Source organism: Bacillus yunxiaonensis, from assembly GCF_037104695.1.
GTDB classification, from domain to species: Bacteria; Bacillota; Bacilli; order Bacillales; family Bacillaceae_G; genus Bacillus_A; species Bacillus_A yunxiaonensis.
In genome coordinates this window covers 185,336-203,943 of sequence record NZ_JBAWSV010000004.1, presented here as the reverse complement: position 1 = coordinate 203,943, position 18,608 = coordinate 185,336, and the positions used below count along the sequence as shown (strand labels likewise).

Here is an 18,608-nt window from a genome sequence, read left to right as displayed (position 1 = left end):
TACTTGTAGGTAGTAGGAGGAGCCCGTTATGGTACAACGTTTGTTTCCAAAAGTACGATTTGCTCTCATAGCTGTCGTCTTGTTATGGATCAAAACATATATTGTATACAAGTTAGCTTTTGATATGAAAATTGATAACGCTTTCGAACAAATTATGTTGTTCTTTAATCCATTAGCTTCATTACTATTATTTTTCGGTTTCGCTTTATTAGCAACAAAACATCGAAACCGCATCATTATCAGTATTAGTATCGTGCTATCCTTTATTTTATTTGGCAATGCTATGTTTTATGGATTTTATGATGATTTTGTAACATTTCCTGTATTATTTCAAACAAATAATATGGCTGATTTAGGGACAAGTATTAAAGAACTATTTACGTATAAAACACTTCTTTTATTTGCTGATGTAATTATTTTAACCATTTTATCTCGTAAATTCCCTAATTTTTGTGATACTACTCCTCTATCTCGGCAAGAGAAACGAACGTTTTTTAGCGGTGTAACAGCAGCATTAGCTTTACAAATGGTTATTTCAGTTATTTATAAGCCGCAACTTTTTTCACATTCATTTGATCGCCAAACAGTTGTGAAAAATCTTGGTTTGTATACTTATCATGTTTATGATATTGCACTGCAATCGAAATCTTCTGCTCAGCGTGTCTTTGCAAGCGGAGATAGATTTTCTGAAATTGATAACTACGTAAAAACAAAAGATAGACAAAAAAACAAAGAATTATTCGGTGTGGCAAAAGATAAGAATGTTATTTTAATTTCAATGGAATCCACACAAAGTTTTGTCATCAACCAAAAAATAAACGGAAAAGAAATTACACCATTTTTAAATGGCTTCATTAAAGATAGCTATTATTTCGATAACTTTTATCATCAAACTGGACAAGGGAAAACATCGGACGCTGAGTTTATTATTGAAAACTCTTTATACCCACTTGATCGTGGCTCTGTTTTCTTCACACATGCTAATAATGAATATACAGCTACACCAGAGCAACTCAAAAAATATGGATATTACTCTGCTGTATTTCATTCAAATGATAAAACATTTTGGAATCGTGATTTGATGTACCCTGCACTCGGATATGATCGCTATTTTAACTTACAAGACTATACAAATGCAGAACAGATGTCTGTTGGTTGGGGATTGAAAGATAAAGAATTTTTTGAGCAATCTATCTCAAAATTAAAATCTTTACCACAGCCTTTCTATACAAAATTCATTACATTAACAAATCACTTTCCTTTTTTACTAGAATCGGAAGATCGATTCATTAATGAATACAATTCGGAAAGCGGCGTTGTAAATCGTTATTTTCCAACTGTACGTTATACAGATGAAGCACTGAAACATTTTGTTACAAGATTAAAAGAGGAAGGATTATACGACAATTCTATTATTATTATCTACGGAGATCATTATGGCATTTCTGAAAATCATAATGCTGCTATGGCACAATTTTTAGGAAAAGAAACGCTCACTCCTTTTGATACAATGCAGCTACAAAGAGTACCGCTCATCATTCACATTCCTGGTCAAAAAGGAAAAGTCATTTCAAAAGTTTCAGGACAAATTGATGTAAAACCGACGCTACTTCATTTACTTGGTATAAAAACAAACAATTCTATTGAATTTGGCACAGATTTATTTGAAACAAACGATGAACCGCTTGTGGTTATGCGTGACGGTAGTTTCGTAACAAATGATTATATGTATACAAAAAATGTATGCTATAACAAAAAAACTGGTGAACCCACCGATATTAACATTTGTCAACCATATATCGAAAAGGCAAAAACAGAATTGAATTACTCTGATAAACTCATTTACGGTGATTTGTTACGATTTGATCCGCATAATAAATATAAGACTGGTACGATGATAACGAAATTTGAATAAGGTGAAATTTTAATCAGATAGAGGGTTCCCATCCTGCACCTAGTTTCTTTATTTTCTCTAAATATTAATGACTTCCTATCGATACAGAACAACGAACTAACCTCGAATTGTGACGATTCGGGGTTTATTTTTAACGTAATATGTCCGTTAATGAAAGATTTCTCAAAAAAACATGTTGTATTATATACTTTATTCATCCCAACAACATAATGGATTTCCTTAATTAATACTTCCTGTTTTACAACAAATGAAAATCCGGTGAAATCTTTCTCAAACCGAAGAATTTTTCGTACGAGCACAGGAAATTTATGTTATGATAAAAAGGATAAACTTTCATAAACTAATCAAGAATCTATAAAAGAAAGCAAGGGATCAGATTTTGTACAGAGCAGCCATTCCAAACTTATTTACGCTCGGAAATTTATATAGTGGATTTCTATCCATCGGCTACGCTTCATTAGGATACTACAAATCAGCGGCAATTTTAGTTTTAATCGGAATGATGCTAGACAGCCTTGATGGAAGAATCGCACGTTTACTTCGTGTCGATTCACAACTCGGAAAAGAACTTGATTCATTAGCAGACGTAGTTACATTTGGTGCTGCACCCGCTGTATTGATGTATTACACATCCTTCTCTAATTACGGTATTATCGGATTATACATAGCAGGACTTTTCCCTCTATTTGGAGCATACAGACTAGCTCGCTTCAATGTCACACCATCATCAACATCAATGAAATACTTTACTGGTGTACCAATTACGGCTGCAGGTGGTCTTGTTGCCTTCCTTACTTTATTTTCACATACGATTCCAAAAATCGTACTTATTACAGTATTCGTAACATTCGCTTTTCTTATGGTTAGTCGCATTCGTATTCCAAGTATGAAAGATGTACCGATTCCAAAATATAGTATTATCGTGACACTCTTTTTAATTGGAATCATTTATACGTTGTATAAAACGAGCTTCGGTAATATTTCAGTGTTTTTATTCATTGCTATTCCACTCTATATTTTGTATATGCTATCACAATTTCTGAGACATCGACCAACACAAAAAAAACGAGCAAACAAATAGCAAAAAGAATCCTTCCTTATGATAGGAAGGATTCTTTTTTATCCCGCATTAACAGCTGTAAGAGCTCGATTCGATTGGATGGGCTGTACACAAATAATAAAGTTATTATAAAAATTATCAAGACTTAAATCGTAAAAAGTCACAAAAAATAAGGGATGATACATATTATACACGACTAATATGTATCATCCCTTTTACTTTTTGTTTCATAATCGCGCCCGATAGTTGAAGAATGAAATTAAAACCTTTCCCTGGGTGATCCGTTCTCAAATTCATTTTAAAAGTGTGCAGGATTTCGGTCTAAATGAAATATGGCTTGCCAGGATTCGCATGTGCCGAGTAGTTTCCACCATAGTTCGGTGCAACTGAGAATGATCGACACCAGCTGGATAAATACCTAGGGCTTAGGAATTTTCCATTGAGGTATTAATTACTTTGGAAGCCTTCTTCTTCATAATGAAGTGTCTGTCTATATAGAAAGCTACCAACAAAGCCAGTAAACTGGTTAACACCATATTGCTGTATGTTCCAAGTGGAAGCGGTTTGCCTTCAAGATGGATACCATTTGCACGATATTCAAATCGTTTTACAGCATGCTTGGCAGTTAAAAGGTCTTCTTGTTTAGCTAAGTCTTCCAATGGCGCTTCGAATACATATCTGGTTGGTGAATCACTATGAATAAAGAGGGTCTCCTTAGCGTTACCCTTTTCACCCCAAAGTCTTACATCTGCTGCCGCTAGTGATTTTGCATCGCCACCTGGTATGATCATTTTGTCTAATTTTGGAGCATTAGATATTTGATGCCTAGCCAGTATATTAAGATGATGTTTCGTAGTAATTGGTGCATCCGAACTAGAAACGGTCAAGACTTGTGTCGTTCCGGTGTCTCCATAAGAATCAAATATAGAAGATAAAGCTATTTCATCCATATCTTTATACAGAAGTACCCCCATTTGTTTCTTATTCCAATGGAATCCAAGATTTAGCAAATATGTTGCAAGTTTTATATCCACGTAAAAAGGGTGGTCCACCTTTGGATTTTGAACGAATTGGTAGGAAGGATAACTAATTTCCTTAGATATTTTTGCAGCCACCGGTTCTCCTAGTTTCTGAGATATTAGGTGAAGTACTGCATCGATACCTGCGCTTTGACCGGCCGAAGTTAAGGTATTTCCTTCGTGAACATACCTCACATCCTCTTTCCAATGTGTATCAGGATATTGCTTCATTAATATGGGTAGGAATTGCCAGAATGAGGTGGCTGATTTCCCTTTTAATAAACCTGTATCGGCAAGATTCTTCGCCCCACCACAAATGCTGAAAAAAGTGGTGGTTTTACTGCTGGAATGTTGTTGAATCCATTCGCGAGTTGGTTGATATTTCTGTTCATTTACTCCGGGCATATAAGGGACCACAATAACATCTGGACTTTTATTTAATAAGTTATCCAGTTCTTTATAAGAGTAATGTGGTATTACATCCAGTCCGCCTGATAAGGACTTCACGTTTTTGTCCGGTGCAACGGCGTATACATTGTAGGCATCCGTCATAGAAAACAGTGTGTATGGAATGAGAAAATCGAAATCTTCAGTTGGTATTGATGAATCGGCCATCACAACTGCCACAGTAGGTTTATGGGGGTCATACTCAGGGACATTCACTCCTTGTAGCGAAGGAACTGGCTCATGGCGGACGTTTAAGTAAAAATCTTTTTGATGACGATTAAAGCCATAGAACCAGATCCCCCCCATAAACACAATAAAAATGAATACATAAACAGCTAAACGTAAGAATAACTTCTTCATTTTTTTCCTCCTCGTAATTTTATACACACTACCATCCGACATCAATCAAAATCTTGCCAGACTTCGGCAAATCAAGCCCCCCTAGTAGATGCAGCAAGGTGCTCTATCCCAATCCCGCTCGGATCCATAGCCGCATTCCGGATGTGAATGTTGTTATTCTTTAACGCAACTTAATCTCCCGATTCCAATGAATAGACTTTTGATACATTCTGAACAAAAATCATTTATTCTACCTCCAAAATGTGCTACTTGTTATCTATCCTCACATTGTACTGAATTTGAATTGGTAAAAACCGCACACTTTGCGGAGTATCACGCAAAATTTCGTAATACCCCTGTAAGGTATATGTTCTATCTTGGTTCCATATTACTTTTTTTCTAAAGCTTTCATAATTGTGCTAGAGCTTGATTTTTATATCAGAATTCAGACTTAGCTGGTTTCAGACCACAAAAATGACAGAGACTGAAATAGTCTCTGTCAAATATATTTCTTTAAAAACCGATATTAAGTTAAAAGAAATAGACAGTAAACTTGAATAATAAATAATCACTTCGCTTTTTGTGTCAAAAATGACTTAAAGTGGGAGAATTTTCTCCTCTCTCTTCAACTAAACTGCCCGTTAGTTTGAGTGAAACCTTCACAATCTCTACTCTATATTTCAACATAAATATCCAATTTTATTGAAAACGTTCCTCAACAATCTGGCACGATTGTTGACTTCTAAGAATAAAATTTGACAACTTTATTCTCTTTACACACGAGCTTTCCATCAGTGGGGATGAAGAAAATCCCCCACTAATGGAAGTTTCACTTTATTTCATTATAAGTTCTTTTTTATACACTGGAGTTAATGGCTCATTTCCTTCTAGTACTGCTAAAATATTACGCACTGCCATTTCTGCCATTGCATCACGTGTCTCAATCGTTGCATTTCCAATATGAGGTGTTAACACAACGTTTGTTAATCCTTTTAACTTTTCTGTAATTTTCGGTTCAAACTCGAACACATCAAGTGCCGCTCCTTCAATTTCCTTTGTTTCTAAAGCATGAGCAAGCGCGGATTCATTCATAATTGGACCACGTGCCGCATTAATAATATAAGCAGTTTTTTTCATCATTCTAAACTGTTCCTCATCAATCATATGATGCAACTTTGGATTATACGCACAGTTAATCGTAATAAAATCTGCTGTTTGTAATAGTTCTTCTAGCGTTACATATGTTGCCTCTAATTCTTGCTCCGCCTCATACTTACGATTTGGCCCTGTATACACAATATTCATACCAAATGCTTTTGCTCGTTTTGCCACTGCTTTTCCAATTTCTCCAAGACCAATAATACCAATTGTTTTACCGTATACTTCACGTCCTAAGAAAAAGAGCGGTGCCCAGCCATTAAAACCAACTGTACGACATAGTGTATCACCTTCTGGAATACGGCGCGCTGCTGCTAAAAGAATTGCAAACGTTAACTCTGCTGTTGCCTCTGTTGAAACTTTTGGTGTGTTTGTTACCGCTATGTCTTTTTCCACTGCATATTTATAATCAATATTGTCATATCCAGCACCGTAGTTTGCAATAATTTTCAAATGTGATGCTGCATCGATAACTTCTTCCGGAACTTTTGTTGAAAGTAAGCTTAATAATGCATCCTTATCTTGTACACGTTTCACTAGTTCTTCTTTGCTAATTAACTCTTCCTTATCATACATTTCCACTTCATGATCTCGTAACAACTGTAGTCCGATTTCTGGAATTTGTCCTGCTACTAAAATTTTCGCCATAATTAAGCATCCTTTCCTTTTAACATAAAATGAAACTTCTATTAGTGAAAGCTTTTATCATCTTTGTCTTCTCTGAATCTTGAAGTGAGCGGCCTTATTGCCCGCGAATAGTAAGATAAACACTTTCAATATTATTGTAAGAAATTCTATCGAAAAAAGACAAGGAATTTAATTGTTCTTGTAACCTTTCTTTACAAAATCATGAAAAAGAGGCTGAACACATTCAGCCTCTTTTCAATAGAAGTTTCACTTTATTCCACACTAACGGGCAGCAAGACCCCACCTCAAGGTTTAGAAAAAGCGAAGAAGATAGGCGGGGGATGAAGCCCCCACTGATGGAAGTTTCACTTTATTTATCGCTTCCTTGTTCTAACTTTACATCAATCGTTCCTTCAGCTAATGTATCACTAACTTGTTCGTGCGTAATTGATTGCTCTGATTGGTCTTTTTTTGCAACATTGCTCTGATTCGTTAACTTCCCAGTATCTTCATATTGTTGTTTCGCCATGAGAAAACCCTCCTTTTTTGTTCAACGTTAGTGTAAACAAAAAAGGAAGTTTTCATCCCGCTATTCGTGGGCAGTAAGCCCTCCACCTCAAGATGCAGAGAAAAGCGATGAAGATAGGTGGTGGATAAAGAAAACCCCCACTGATGGAAGTTTCACTTTATCGCAAAACATTTTCTTCTACATATTCAATCGGTTTCATGTTCCGGATTCGTTTTTCAAATGTTGCAATGTGCGTCACACCATGATTACGAAGCGTCTCTATATTTTCTTTTACGTAGCTGCCTAAATCATTCGGGAAATGCGCGTCTGAAGAAATCGTAATCGGAACACCATAATGCACTAAGCGTTGTAAAAACAAAGGGCTTGGGCACATTTCTCTGACAGGATACCGATAATATAAACCAGCATTCACTTCCGTAGCTGTATTTGTTTCGATTAAAGCTTTGGCAATTTTCTCATAATACGGTAATTGCTGATTTTCATCTATGCGATAGTTAAACACTTTAATATTGTCTAAATGCGCAACGATATCAAATAATTCAGAACGTATCGATTTTTCTAAAGTACAAAAAAATTCGGGATATAATACATGTAAATCATGCTGTCTAAAATAAGCATCTGTATCTGGATTATCAAATCCCCACCCATTAATAAAATGAACAGAGCCAATGACATAATCCCAATTTCCTAACGTTAATAGTTTCGCTAGTTCCTCTTCCCCGCCAATAAAGTAATCAGCTTCTATTCCAAGCCGTAATATCACGCCTCGTTTGCTCCATCTTTCTTTCGCATCTTCAATTGCTTTTGTAAAATTTGCAATCGACTCTACTCTCACCTGATCCAGCCATTCTTTTTGCAGATGTCCAAGTTCTGTATCACTAATATCGACATAGCGCTCATAGTATTCCTTAGCTTCGTAAAAACGATATAAGTGGTCAACGATTCCAACTTCCCGTATTCCTTTGCGCACTGCTTCCTCTAAATATAAATCAATCCACTCCGGTGAAAATGCGCCTTCTTTTACACGCTTTTGCAAACGTTCCCCAGCTTTTAAGATCCATCCCATTGAATGTTTCTCTTCCTCAATCGGTGCAAAATACTCAAGCGCTTCATTTGTTCGAGATAACCACCGCATTGAATACGGCCCTTCTTCTAAGTGAAGGTGATAATCTACTCTCATCTTTCTCCCCTCCTATAATGTATCAATTTCTTTTCGTTCGCCCACTCTCGATAATTGCCCTTGACGTTTATTTAATTCTTCTATTATCTCTTGTAATGATACATTTTTTTCTACTAGCAATACTAAGCAATGATACGTAAAATCAACAACTTCTTTTATAAGCTCATCTTTCTCATTATTTTTCGCTGCAATCACAATTTCAGTACATTCTTCTCCTAATTTCTTTAATATTTTGTCTTCTCCTTTTGTAAATAAGTAATTCGTATACGATTCAGAAATAGGATTCTCTTTTCGCTGTTGAATTGTTTCATATAACTGTTGCAACACATCGCTCATTTCCTTATCCCCCTATAACACCTTATTATGAAAACATGACTTTTCTCCTGTATGGCACGCTACACCAACTTGCTGAACAACTACCATAATAGAATCTTGATCGCAATCTAAATATAATGATTTTACATGTTGAACATGTCCTGATGTTTCCCCCTTATTCCACAAACCTCTTCGTGAGCGAGAATAAAACCAGGTCGTTTTTGTTTCTAATGTTTTTTCATACGCTTCTTCATTCATATAAGCTAGCATCAAAATTTCTTTTGTACCCTCTTCTACTACAACAGCTGGCAATAATCCTTTTGAAAAATCCGGTTTCACAATCTCACCTCAATTTGCGCTTCTTGTAACTTTTGTTTCGTTTCTTGAATAGTCGCGGTGCCATAATGAAAAATAGAAGCCGCTAGCGCCGCATTTGCTGATGTTCGCTGAAAAACTTCTCCAATATGTTCAATTGATCCACATCCACCCGAAGCAATTACAGGAATACCAACGGCTTTTGAAACTGTTTCTGTTAAAAGTAAATCATAGCCATCTTTTGTCCCATCGGCATCCATGCTCGTTAAAAGTAATTCCCCAGCACCTAAACTTTCCACACGCTTTGCCCATTCGATTACATCTATTCCTGTATCAATGCGACCTCCATTTACATATACATTCCACTTATTTTCTCCGACCTTTCTTGCATCGATTGCAACGACTATACATTGAGAACCGAATTGCTCCGCTCCTTCTTGTATTAACTCTGGTCTTTGCACTGCAGCTGAATTTAATGAAACTTTATCTGCACCAGCTCGAAGTAATGCATACATATCTTGGACAGACGAGATTCCACCTCCAACTGTTAGTGGAATAAATACTTGAGATGCTGTACGTTCTACGACATCAATCATTGTTTTTCGTTCTTCGTACGTTGCCGTAATATCTAAAAACACAAGTTCATCCGCACCTGCCTCATTGTATGCAGCGGCAATTGCAACAGGATCGCCAACATCTTGTAACCCGACAAAATTTACACCTTTTACAACACGACCATTCTTCACATCTAAACACGGAATAATTCGCTTTGTTAACATATGCCTGTCACCTGTAATGCTTCTTCTAAAAGAACTTTTTTGTCATATAATGCTTTTCCAATGATAACGCCATATAAGTTCATATCCTGTAATTTCTCAACATCAGCAAGCGAACTCACACCGCCGGAAGCAACAATTTGAAGCGAAACCTCATCTTGTAATTTTTGTAATTGTTCAAAATTTGGACCTGCAAGCGTTCCATCTCTAGAAATGTCAGTAAAAATAAGCGTCTGCACACCCACTTTTTCCATTTCCTTTGCCAGTTGTACATAAGACGTTTCAGACACATCTAGCCATCCTCTCGTTGCTACATAACCATTTTTAGCATCGATTCCAACAATAATTTTATCTTCATATAAACGAACTGCCTCTTCTACAAATGAACGATCATATAATGCTGCTGTCCCAAGAATTACTTTCATTACTCCAACTGATAAAAGCGTTTCAATTGCAGCAACTGAGCGAATCCCGCCCCCGACTTGTACTGGAATTCGTACTGCCTTGCAAATATCTTCAATAACAGAAAGATTCTCTGAACGACCAGCAACTGCCCCGTCCAAATCGACAATATGCAGTACACGTGCACCAAGTTGTTCAAATAGTAATGCCTGGGCAACTGGGTTTTCATTCATTACCGTTTCTTGTTGAAATTGCCCTTGATACAAACGAACGCAACGACCATTTTTTAAATCGATAGCTGGGAAGATTTCCATGTTTCTATAACCTCCTTAAAATTTCGTAATATTTGAATTCCTATCTCACCACTTTTTTCAGGATGAAACTGAGCCCCAAATACATTTCCTCTTGAAACAATTCCTGGTACGAAAACACCATACTCGCTATCGCCTACTACAACGTCATTCGGACATTGCGCATAATAAGAATGAACATAATAGACGAAAGCGCCATCCTCTATTTCATTCCATAAAGGATGCTCCTTTTTCTTTTGTAACTGATTCCATCCCATATGAGGAATTTTATATGGTACGTCTAATTTTCTTACCGTTCCTGGAAGTAATCCTAATCCTTTCGTTTTTTCAATCTCTTCACTTTCTTCAAATAAAAGCTGCATCCCTAAACAAATTCCAAACAGGGGTTTTCCTGCAATCGCAACTTGCTTCAAAACAGAAATAAGTCCCTTTTCTTCTAAACAACGCATCGCTCTTGGAAACGCACCAACTCCCGGCAAAATAACGCCGTCGCTATTCAGAAATGCTTCTGCTTCATCTGTTACAATATACTCTGCTCCAATATGTCTTAACGCTTGCTCTACACTTCGAATGTTGCCCATTCCATAATCTACAATCGCAATCATATTACAACATTCCTTTCGTGGAATTTACCCCTATAATTTTTTCATTTTTTTCGGTGGCATCATGCAGTGCACGTCCAAACGCTTTAAAAAGTGCTTCAATTTTGTGATGCGTGTTGCTTCCATATAAAACACGTGCATGTAATGTTATATTTGCTGTATGAGCTACCGCACGAAAAAATTCTTCAGCTAACTCCGTATCAAAATCACCAAGTTTTGGATTTGTAAATTCACCATCAAATACGAGATAGGACCTTCCACTTATATCAACTGTAACAAATCCTAACGCTTCATCCATCGGTACATAAGCTGTGCCATAACGATTAATTCCTGCTTTATCACCAAGTGCTTCTTTCAAACAATTCCCAAGAACAATTCCAACATCTTCTACCGTATGATGAGCATCGATATGCACATCACCATCAGCTTCAATTTGCAATCCGAAGCGGCCGTGCTTTGCAAATAATGTCAGCATATGATCAAAAAACCCAACTCCCGTTTGAATTGAAACTTCTTGATTACCATCTAGTTGCAGTGCTACAGATATCTTCGTTTCTGTTGTAATTCTCGTTTGTTTTGCAGTGCGCATCACTTTTCCCCTCCTTCAAAACGAATCTCAATCGCTCTCGCATGAGCTTGTAATCCTTCTTTTTCTGCTAGATTGACAATATGCTGTTGCACTTGTCCAAGAGCCTCTTTTGTATAAAATAAAAAGCTCGATTTTTTCATAAAATCATCAACAGATAATGGAGAAAAAAACCTTGCTGTTCCACTCGTTGGTAACACGTGATTCGGACCTGCCATATAATCACCTAATGGTTCCGGCGCATACGGACCTAAAAAGATAGAACCTGCATGTTGAATATACGGAAGAGCTGTCATTGGTTCTTTTATGTGCAGTTCTAAGTGTTCCGGCGCAATTTCATTTGAGAGCTGGAACGCTTGCTCCAACGATTCTACGACAAGAATCGCTCCGTTTCTATTAATGGATTCACGAGCTATTTCACTTCTCGGAAGGCTCATCAATTGTTTTTCTATTTCTCTATTCACTTCCTGCGCTAATTCTAAACAAGTTGTGATACAAATAGCGGTTGCACGTATATCGTGCTCTGCTTGTGATAATAAATCAGCAGCAATATACGCTGCATTTCCTGTTTCATCAGAAATAACAACAATTTCGGATGGACCAGCAATCATATCGATATGAACTGCACCAAATACTTCTCGCTTCGCCAATGCCACATATATATTTCCCGGTCCTACAATCTTATCAACACGCGGAATCGATTCTGTTCCATATGCTAACGCAGCAATTGCTTGCGCTCCCCCTACTGTATATACCTCATCAACTCCAGCAACTTTTGCCGCAGCTAAAATATGCGGATCTACTCCTTCACAATTCGGCGGTGTTATCATGACGATCTTATTGACGCCTGCGATTTTTGCTGGTAAGGCATTCATGAGAACTGATGATGGATACGCTGCCGTTCCTCCGGGTACATATACACCAACAGTTTGTAACGGCCGAACAAGCTGCCCGCGAATAATTCCCTCTTTTTCTATATCAATAAAAGCTTGTCTCTTTTGCTTTTCATGATAGGAAATGATATTCTTCTTTGCTTCTTCCAATGCTGCTAAAAATGCTGGTTCAACACTTTGATAAGCTAACTCCATCTCTTCTTCCGAAACTTGAAATTTGGTTAACTCTACTTTGTCAAAAGCCTTCGTATACGAAAATAGCGCTTCATCTTTCTTTTCTTTGACACTTACAACAATTTTCCTCACATCTTGTTGAATCGTTTCTTCGATTGTGTTTGCCTGTTCCCTTAACTGCTTCACCTTACATAAAATACCAGAATAATCCGCGCATGTAATTTCCATATTTACCCTCCTCTATTCCTTTTCTATTAAGACACTTTCCATTTTATTTATAATATTGAATATTTCGTCTTTTTTCATTTTTAAAGATGCTTTGTTTACAATTAAACGTGCTGAAATGTCACAAATTTCTTCAAATACTAGTAATCCATTTTCTTTCAATGTTTGTCCTGTTTCTACAATATCAACGATTGCATCTGCTAATCCTAATAAAGGAGCAATCTCTACAGAACCTTCTATTTTAATAATCTCTACATCTTCTCCCTTCTTACGAAAATATGCAGAAGTAATATTCGGATACTTTGTTGCAATCCTCTTTTTGTTATAACCGTTTGGACTATACGACGAAACGGAAGCAACGCAAAATTTACAACGCCCTACCCCTAAATCAATCATTTCATATACATCGTTTTCATATTCAAGCAAGATATCTTTGCCGGCAATACCAATATCAGCTATACCATGCTGTACATACGTTACAACATCAACTGCTTTTACAAGGATGAATGAAATTTGTGAGTTTTTACTTTGAAATACAAGCTTCCTTCCTTTATCCTTTAGCTCTGAGCAATCAATACCGATTCGTTCAAATAACGGAATCACATGTTTTTCTAATCTTCCTTTCGTTAACGCAATTTGAATGTTACGCATGAGGATTCTCCTTTTTTCTGCATGATCCATTTATCTTTCCAAACATATTCGACTAAAGTATCTCCTGATACATCAATTACAGTTTTCACATCCTGTGTTCTTGCAAATTGAAATGTATCTTGTAAATTTTCTAACATTGACAATTCTACTTTTATACCATCTTTTCCAAGTAAAATACGTAATTTTTCTGCTTCGGAAATCATATCTAACGAATAATATATGAGAGCATCTATTTGTTTTTGGTATGAAATTTCTTTCCGTTCTTGTAAGGTACGTACAATTTGATTTACTTGTATTGCTAAACCTACTGCAGGTAAAGATTCACCAAAATTCCCAATCAATTCATCATATCTTCCACCACTAACAATTTCTTCTCCAACATCGCATATATATCCGCGAAAGATTACACCGGTATAATAATTGAGATGTTGGATCATCCCCAAATCAATAGATATATATTGACCATAACCAAGGCGATCAATGTTTTCATATATATTTTTTATCCTCGCAATTGCTCTTTTCATTTCTTTACTCACAGCAAGTTTTTCAGCTTCCTCAACTACTTCTAATCCACCAAATAAACGAGGTAATTTTTGTAATAATCGCACTGTTTCATCTTGCATATCCAACTGCTTTTCTTGTAAAAAACGGGACAAAGCGGCAAAATTTTTACTCTCAATATATTCTCGCAATGCATATTCATCTTCTTCTCGCAAAGACAATTTTTTCACAATGGATTTATAGAGTTCCACTTGGCCAATTTCAATTTTAAATGATTGAATACCAGCTGATTGCAAAGCTGCAATCGTACTTACTATACACTCGATTTCAGCACGTATATTATCAATACCGATAATTTCAATGCCGGTTTGTGTAATTTCATTATATTTACCTGTTAAAGATTCATTTGCTCTAAAAACATTCCCACTATATGTTAATTTCAAAGGAGTTTTCATCTTTTTTGTTCCAATTACACGTGCTAACGGAATTGTCATATCAGGTCTCAGAACGAGGATACGTCCTTCAGAATCAAAAAACTTATACATTTTCTCCTCATCCATAGGACGATTTTGAAATGCAAACACATCATAAAACTCAATCATAGGTGTCCGTATTTCTTCATATCCCCTATCGATAAATGTTCGTCTTAATTTTTGTTCAACCTCTTCCATCAATGTACATTCTTGAAACAAAAAATCTCTTGTTCCATTCGGATTGGCTCGTTTCCATTTTTTCATCATTACACCTCTACTTTCTCGGCACATATATACAAAAAATCTACAATGATAACATATTTAATATGCTTCTCTTACATGTCCATTATTAATTTCTTGAACTTCTCCTACTCACCACTCAGCTATCCCTTGTAACACACTAGAAGCGGGAATCTTCTGACGGAATTTTGATACATTATTTATTACGAGTTCATCTTCGAAAATACTCATACATTCATAACATAGCGCTAAGAAAATGAAAAAAGAGCTATGTAGATAAAAATACCTACATAGCTCTTTGGAGAATGTAGGTACAACGGAACTAACCCTTGTACCTACACGTTTTTTCACGCTAGGTTCAAGGGTTTATGTATGATGATGTTGTGTAAATGAAATGACTGATTGTGTTGTGAACATTGTCATTACTCCCTTTCTCCTCTTTGTTTGAAGTCAGTATACTACCAATTAAATCAAAAGTAAATACTTTTATATTATTTTTCTGAAATAATATGCATTTTATCCTCATATAAATACAAGCTAAAAAATTGACATAAAATCTTTCTTTTTAGATAAAAGAGAGCATCCAGCCATGAACAGAAGCGTATAAACCCTTTACTTTCCTCATAAAACACTAAAACAAAGAGAGAAAATAAGTGCAAGATACTTTTTCTTCTGCATAGAAGTAACTTATATACCGAAAAATAAAAGTGAATTTTTATACATTAACAACTTATCCCGCACTAACGGGCAGTACCCCCCACCTCAAGATCCAGAGAATGAGAAGAAGATAGATAGAGCCCGATTGGGCGGGCTTTCCATCAGTGGGGGATGAAGCCCTCCACCGATGGAAGTTTCACTTTATTTTCATCTCGTATTCTGTAATCGCACCCTCATACTGAAGTGTAACTCCAATATCATCTAAACCACTTAGCAACTTTTCTTTCCACATGGGTTCAATGGAGAAAGAAAAACAATCCTCAGAAGTTCTTATTACTTCATTCTCTAAATCTATTTCTATCATCGTCTGCGGTGCTACAGATGCGAGCTGCTTACGAATTTCCTTTCCCATCACAATTGGAAGAATCCCATTTTTTGTACAATTCATATAAAAAATATCTGCAAAACTTCCTGCAATAATAGCGCGAAATCCATAATCTGCAAGAGCCCACGGTGCATGTTCTCTAGAAGAGCCGCAACCAAAGTTTTCTCCTGTAATTAAAATTGTAGCTCCTTTTCGCTCAGGAGCGTTTAATGGAAACTCAGGATTTTCTTGACGATTATCTAAATAACGCCATTCATCAAATAAAAATTCTCCAAATCCCGTTCTTTCAATTCGCTTTAAATACTGTTTCGGAATAATTTGATCTGTATCAATATTATCATGCATCAATATTGCAGCCGTACCTTTATGAATACGAAATGGCTCCATCGTAGTTCTCCTTTCTCACATCAACAAAATGACCGTAAATTGCAGCTGCTGCAGCCATAGCTGGACTAACGAGATGCGTTCTTGCTCCTTTGCCTTGTCTTCCTTCAAAATTACGATTTGAAGTAGAAGCACAATGTTCACCTTCTGGCACTTGATCTGGATTCATACCGAGACACATCGAACATCCCGGTTCCCTCCATTCAAATCCCGCCTCTTCGAAAATAAGATGTAATCCTTTTTTCATTGCTGCATCTCTCACTTGCTTTGACCCAGGTACAACAAGAGCTCTTACTTCCTCTTTTACCTTCTTTCCTTTCACAACCGCAGCGGCAATTTCTAAATCAGATAAGCGAGAGTTTGTACAAGAACCGATAAATACGTGGCGAATTTGAATATCCGCTGTACTTAGCCCTGGTTGAAGTCCCATATAAGCATACGCTCTTTCATCATTGATATCATTTGCCTCTGGAAGAACTTCATCAACGCGCAGCCCCATTCCTGGATTTGTTCCCCACGTGATATACGGCGCCAAACTTGCAACATCAACTGTAATAACCATGTCGTACATCGCATCCGCATCCGTGTATAATTCACGCCATTTTGCAATCGCCTCTTCAAACTCTTTTGGTGCATATTGTCGTCCTTTTACATAATCAAATGTCACTTCATCTGGTGCAATAATCCCAGCCTTTGCACCGCCCTCAATCGCCATATTACAAAGCGTCATCCGTTCTTCCATTGTCATTTCTTTTACGGTTTCACCATAAAACTCTATGACATGCCCTGTACCGATGGCTACTCCATATGTAGCAAGCACATGTAAAATAATATCCTTTGCATATACTCCTTTTGGCAATAATCCTTTCAATTCAATTCCCATCGCTTTTGGTTTTCGTTGCCATAATGTTTGCGTTGCTAAAACATGTTCTACTTCACTCGTACCAATTCCAAATGCTAATGCCCCAAATGCTCCATGTGTTGATGTATGGCTATCACCGCATACAATTGTTTTTCCCGGCTGTGTAAGTCCAAGCTCTGGACCAATGACATGTACAATGCCTTGTTCCTCATCACCCATATCAGCTAACAGTACTCCAAATTCCTGACAATTTTTGCGAAGTGTATCCATTTGCTGTTTCGCAATTTTATCTGTAATATTCCAAACATCTTTTGTTGGAACGTTATGGTCCATCGTCGCAAATGTCAAATCAGGCCGTCTAACTGTTCGATTTGCAAGCCGCAAGCCTTCAAAAGCTTGCGGCGATGTCACCTCGTGAACAAGATGCAGATCAATATATAGTAAATCCAAACCATTTTCATTCTTTGCTACAACGTGTCGTTCCCATAGTTTATCTAATAGTGTTTTTCCCATTAACGCCCTCTCCCTACTAATGCCTGTTCTTCCATTGTTTGTAATACATACTTTGTAAACGAAGTTGTCGTTTCATTCCCTCCTAAATCCGCTGTACATTTTCCAGAACGAAGAACAGTGGAAATAGCTTCTTCAATTGCTTCTCCTTCTTTTCTTAATCCAAATGATTGCCCAAGCATCATTGCAACGGAGCGCAGCATTGCAATTGGATTCACCTTGTTTTTCCCAGCAATATCCGGAGCTGATCCATGAATTGGTTCATAAAGAGATGGACCATTCTCCGCATGACTTGCAGACGGCAACATCCCTAATGAACCCGCTAGTACAGATGCTTCATCACTTAAAATATCGCCAAATAAATTTTCTGTAACGATAACATCGAATCTTCTTGGATTACGAATCAACTCCATTGCAGCAGCATCTACTAATAAATGCTCTAACTCTACCTCTGGATAGCGAGCTGCCACTTCTTCTGTTACTTGTCGCCATAGTTTACTAGATTCTAAAACATTCGCTTTATCGATAGAAGTTACTTTTTTACGACGTTTCTTCGCTAATTGAAATGCATATGAAACAATTCGTTCTACTTCACGGCGATGATAAGTTAGTGTATCTGTTGCTACTTCTTCTGTTCGCTCTTTCGGAAATGAGAAATAGATACCACCTGTTAACTCGCGAACAACAACAAAATCAACTTCTTCTGCTGCCTTTAATGGTGATAAGTGCGCCGTTGCTTCTTCAACGGAAACTGGTCGAACATTTGCAAATACCCCTAAGCCTTTTCGAAGTGTAAGAAGTCCTTGTTCAGGACGCTCTTTTGCATGATCCCAATATGGTCCTCCAACCGCACCCAGTAATACTGCATCACTTGCTAAACAAGCTGTTAATGTACGAGGTGGAAGGGGCTGACCGAATCCATCAATTGCTGCTCCCCCAAACAATTCATCCTGCAAATAAAAATGATGACCGTATAACCTTTCTACCATTTCTAATGCTTGCTTCGCGCTAGCCATAATTTCTGGTCCAACTCCATCACCAGCTAAACAAACGATTCGTTTTTCCATCTCCA

At 37.0% G+C, this 18,608-nt stretch carries 18 protein-coding genes; 2 read left to right on the top strand and 16 right to left on the bottom strand.

Annotated features, from left to right (window positions below):
• The first annotated feature begins 28 nt into the window (after positions 1-28).
• Positions 29-1,915 carry an LTA synthase family protein gene (locus WAX78_RS13160; protein ID WP_336482713.1) on the top strand — a complete coding sequence of 629 codons (1,887 nt, stop codon included), beginning with the start codon at positions 29-31 and terminating at the stop codon, positions 1,913-1,915.
• Positions 1,916-2,294: 379 nt separating this feature from the next.
• Positions 2,295-2,996 carry a CDP-diacylglycerol--serine O-phosphatidyltransferase gene (gene pssA / locus WAX78_RS13155; RefSeq protein ID WP_336482712.1) on the top strand — a complete coding sequence of 234 codons (702 nt, stop codon included), beginning with the start codon at positions 2,295-2,297 and terminating at the stop codon, positions 2,994-2,996.
• Positions 2,997-3,400: 404 nt separating this feature from the next.
• Here the strand turns inward: pssA and WAX78_RS13150 are convergent, their stop codons facing one another.
• The 16 genes from WAX78_RS13150 to leuB all read right to left on the bottom strand — a co-directional run bounded on the left by WAX78_RS13150 (position 3,401) and on the right by leuB (position 18,603).
• On the bottom strand, positions 3,401-4,801 hold the full coding sequence (locus WAX78_RS13150) for a DJ-1/PfpI family protein (RefSeq protein WP_336482711.1): 1,401 nt from the start codon (positions 4,799-4,801) through the stop codon (positions 3,401-3,403).
• An 813-nt stretch (positions 4,802-5,614) separates the two neighbouring features.
• Positions 5,615-6,586 carry a 2-hydroxyacid dehydrogenase family protein gene (locus tag WAX78_RS13145; protein WP_336482710.1) on the bottom strand — a complete coding sequence of 324 codons (972 nt, stop codon included), beginning with the start codon at positions 6,584-6,586 and terminating at the stop codon, positions 5,615-5,617.
• A 349-nt stretch (positions 6,587-6,935) separates the two neighbouring features.
• The gene (locus WAX78_RS13140; protein WP_336482709.1) at positions 6,936-7,094 is read right to left on the bottom strand and encodes a DUF4025 domain-containing protein; all 159 of its coding nucleotides are present in this window, start codon (positions 7,092-7,094) and stop codon (positions 6,936-6,938) included.
• Positions 7,095-7,251: 157 nt separating this feature from the next.
• Complete coding sequence (locus WAX78_RS13135; protein ID WP_336482708.1) at positions 7,252-8,274, bottom strand: histidinol phosphate phosphatase domain-containing protein; 1,023 nt, start codon at positions 8,272-8,274, stop codon at positions 7,252-7,254.
• A 12-nt stretch (positions 8,275-8,286) separates the two neighbouring features.
• On the bottom strand, positions 8,287-8,610 hold the full coding sequence (locus tag WAX78_RS13130) for a phosphoribosyl-ATP diphosphatase (RefSeq protein WP_336482707.1): 324 nt from the start codon (positions 8,608-8,610) through the stop codon (positions 8,287-8,289).
• Positions 8,611-8,622: 12 nt separating this feature from the next.
• Entirely contained in the window at positions 8,623-8,928 is a 306-nt protein-coding gene (gene hisI / locus WAX78_RS13125; protein WP_336482706.1) for a phosphoribosyl-AMP cyclohydrolase, read from the bottom strand.
• Positions 8,925-9,683, bottom strand: a complete 759-nt coding sequence (hisF, locus tag WAX78_RS13120; protein WP_336482705.1) for an imidazole glycerol phosphate synthase subunit HisF — start codon at positions 9,681-9,683, stop codon at positions 8,925-8,927. The genes hisI and hisF overlap by 4 nt, the downstream gene beginning before the upstream one ends.
• Positions 9,677-10,396: a 1-(5-phosphoribosyl)-5-[(5-phosphoribosylamino)methylideneamino]imidazole-4-carboxamide isomerase gene (hisA, locus tag WAX78_RS13115; protein WP_336482704.1), complete on the bottom strand. Its 720-nt coding sequence runs from the start codon at positions 10,394-10,396 to the stop codon at positions 9,677-9,679. The genes hisF and hisA overlap by 7 nt, the downstream gene beginning before the upstream one ends.
• The gene (hisH, locus tag WAX78_RS13110; protein ID WP_336482703.1) at positions 10,369-10,998 is read right to left on the bottom strand and encodes an imidazole glycerol phosphate synthase subunit HisH; all 630 of its coding nucleotides are present in this window, start codon (positions 10,996-10,998) and stop codon (positions 10,369-10,371) included. The genes hisA and hisH overlap by 28 nt, the downstream gene beginning before the upstream one ends.
• Position 10,999: 1 nt before the next feature.
• Positions 11,000-11,584, bottom strand: a complete 585-nt coding sequence (gene hisB, locus WAX78_RS13105) for an imidazoleglycerol-phosphate dehydratase HisB (protein WP_336482702.1) — start codon at positions 11,582-11,584, stop codon at positions 11,000-11,002.
• The gene (hisD, locus tag WAX78_RS13100; protein WP_336482701.1) at positions 11,584-12,876 is read right to left on the bottom strand and encodes a histidinol dehydrogenase; all 1,293 of its coding nucleotides are present in this window, start codon (positions 12,874-12,876) and stop codon (positions 11,584-11,586) included. The genes hisB and hisD overlap by 1 nt, the downstream gene beginning before the upstream one ends.
• Positions 12,877-12,888: 12 nt before the next feature.
• Entirely contained in the window at positions 12,889-13,524 is a 636-nt protein-coding gene (gene hisG, locus WAX78_RS13095; RefSeq protein WP_154712361.1) for an ATP phosphoribosyltransferase, read from the bottom strand.
• Positions 13,500-14,762 (bottom strand): ATP phosphoribosyltransferase regulatory subunit, encoded by a 1,263-nt coding sequence (locus WAX78_RS13090; protein ID WP_336482700.1) that lies wholly within the window; start codon positions 14,760-14,762, stop codon positions 13,500-13,502. Before WAX78_RS13090 ends, hisG begins: the two co-directional genes overlap by 25 nt.
• 829 nt (positions 14,763-15,591) lie before the next feature.
• Entirely contained in the window at positions 15,592-16,167 is a 576-nt protein-coding gene (leuD, locus tag WAX78_RS13085) for a 3-isopropylmalate dehydratase small subunit (RefSeq protein WP_336482699.1), read from the bottom strand.
• Entirely contained in the window at positions 16,145-17,539 is a 1,395-nt protein-coding gene (gene leuC, locus WAX78_RS13080) for a 3-isopropylmalate dehydratase large subunit (RefSeq protein ID WP_336482698.1), read from the bottom strand. The genes leuD and leuC overlap by 23 nt, the downstream gene beginning before the upstream one ends.
• Entirely contained in the window at positions 17,539-18,603 is a 1,065-nt protein-coding gene (leuB, locus tag WAX78_RS13075; protein ID WP_336482697.1) for a 3-isopropylmalate dehydrogenase, read from the bottom strand. The genes leuC and leuB overlap by 1 nt, the downstream gene beginning before the upstream one ends.
• Positions 18,604-18,608: the final 5 nt, after the last annotated feature.

Excerpts from the sequence above, each read along its gene's own strand:
- WAX78_RS13160 (WP_336482713.1), top strand. The coding sequence starts at position 29 with ATGGTACAACGTTTGTTTCCAAAAGTACGATTTGCTCTCATAGCTGTC.
- WAX78_RS13150 (WP_336482711.1), bottom strand. The coding sequence starts at position 4,801 with ATGAAGAAGTTATTCTTACGTTTAGCTGTTTATGTATTCATTTTTATT.
- WAX78_RS13145 (WP_336482710.1), bottom strand. The coding sequence starts at position 6,586 with ATGGCGAAAATTTTAGTAGCAGGACAAATTCCAGAAATCGGACTACAG.
- WAX78_RS13140 (WP_336482709.1), bottom strand. The coding sequence starts at position 7,094 with ATGGCGAAACAACAATATGAAGATACTGGGAAGTTAACGAATCAGAGC.
- WAX78_RS13135 (WP_336482708.1), bottom strand. The coding sequence starts at position 8,274 with ATGAGAGTAGATTATCACCTTCACTTAGAAGAAGGGCCGTATTCAATG.
- WAX78_RS13130 (WP_336482707.1), bottom strand. The coding sequence starts at position 8,610 with ATGAGCGATGTGTTGCAACAGTTATATGAAACAATTCAACAGCGAAAA.
- hisF (WP_336482705.1), bottom strand. The coding sequence starts at position 9,683 with ATGTTAACAAAGCGAATTATTCCGTGTTTAGATGTGAAGAATGGTCGT.
- hisA (WP_336482704.1), bottom strand. The coding sequence starts at position 10,396 with ATGGAAATCTTCCCAGCTATCGATTTAAAAAATGGTCGTTGCGTTCGT.
- hisH (WP_336482703.1), bottom strand. The coding sequence starts at position 10,998 with ATGATTGCGATTGTAGATTATGGAATGGGCAACATTCGAAGTGTAGAG.
- hisB (WP_336482702.1), bottom strand. The coding sequence starts at position 11,584 with ATGCGCACTGCAAAACAAACGAGAATTACAACAGAAACGAAGATATCT.
- hisD (WP_336482701.1), bottom strand. The coding sequence starts at position 12,876 with ATGGAAATTACATGCGCGGATTATTCTGGTATTTTATGTAAGGTGAAG.
- hisG (WP_154712361.1), bottom strand. The coding sequence starts at position 13,524 with ATGCGTAACATTCAAATTGCGTTAACGAAAGGAAGATTAGAAAAACAT.
- WAX78_RS13090 (WP_336482700.1), bottom strand. The coding sequence starts at position 14,762 with ATGAAAAAATGGAAACGAGCCAATCCGAATGGAACAAGAGATTTTTTG.
- leuD (WP_336482699.1), bottom strand. The coding sequence starts at position 16,167 with ATGGAGCCATTTCGTATTCATAAAGGTACGGCTGCAATATTGATGCAT.
- leuC (WP_336482698.1), bottom strand. The coding sequence starts at position 17,539 with ATGGGAAAAACACTATTAGATAAACTATGGGAACGACACGTTGTAGCA.
- leuB (WP_336482697.1), bottom strand. The coding sequence starts at position 18,603 with ATGGAAAAACGAATCGTTTGTTTAGCTGGTGATGGAGTTGGACCAGAA.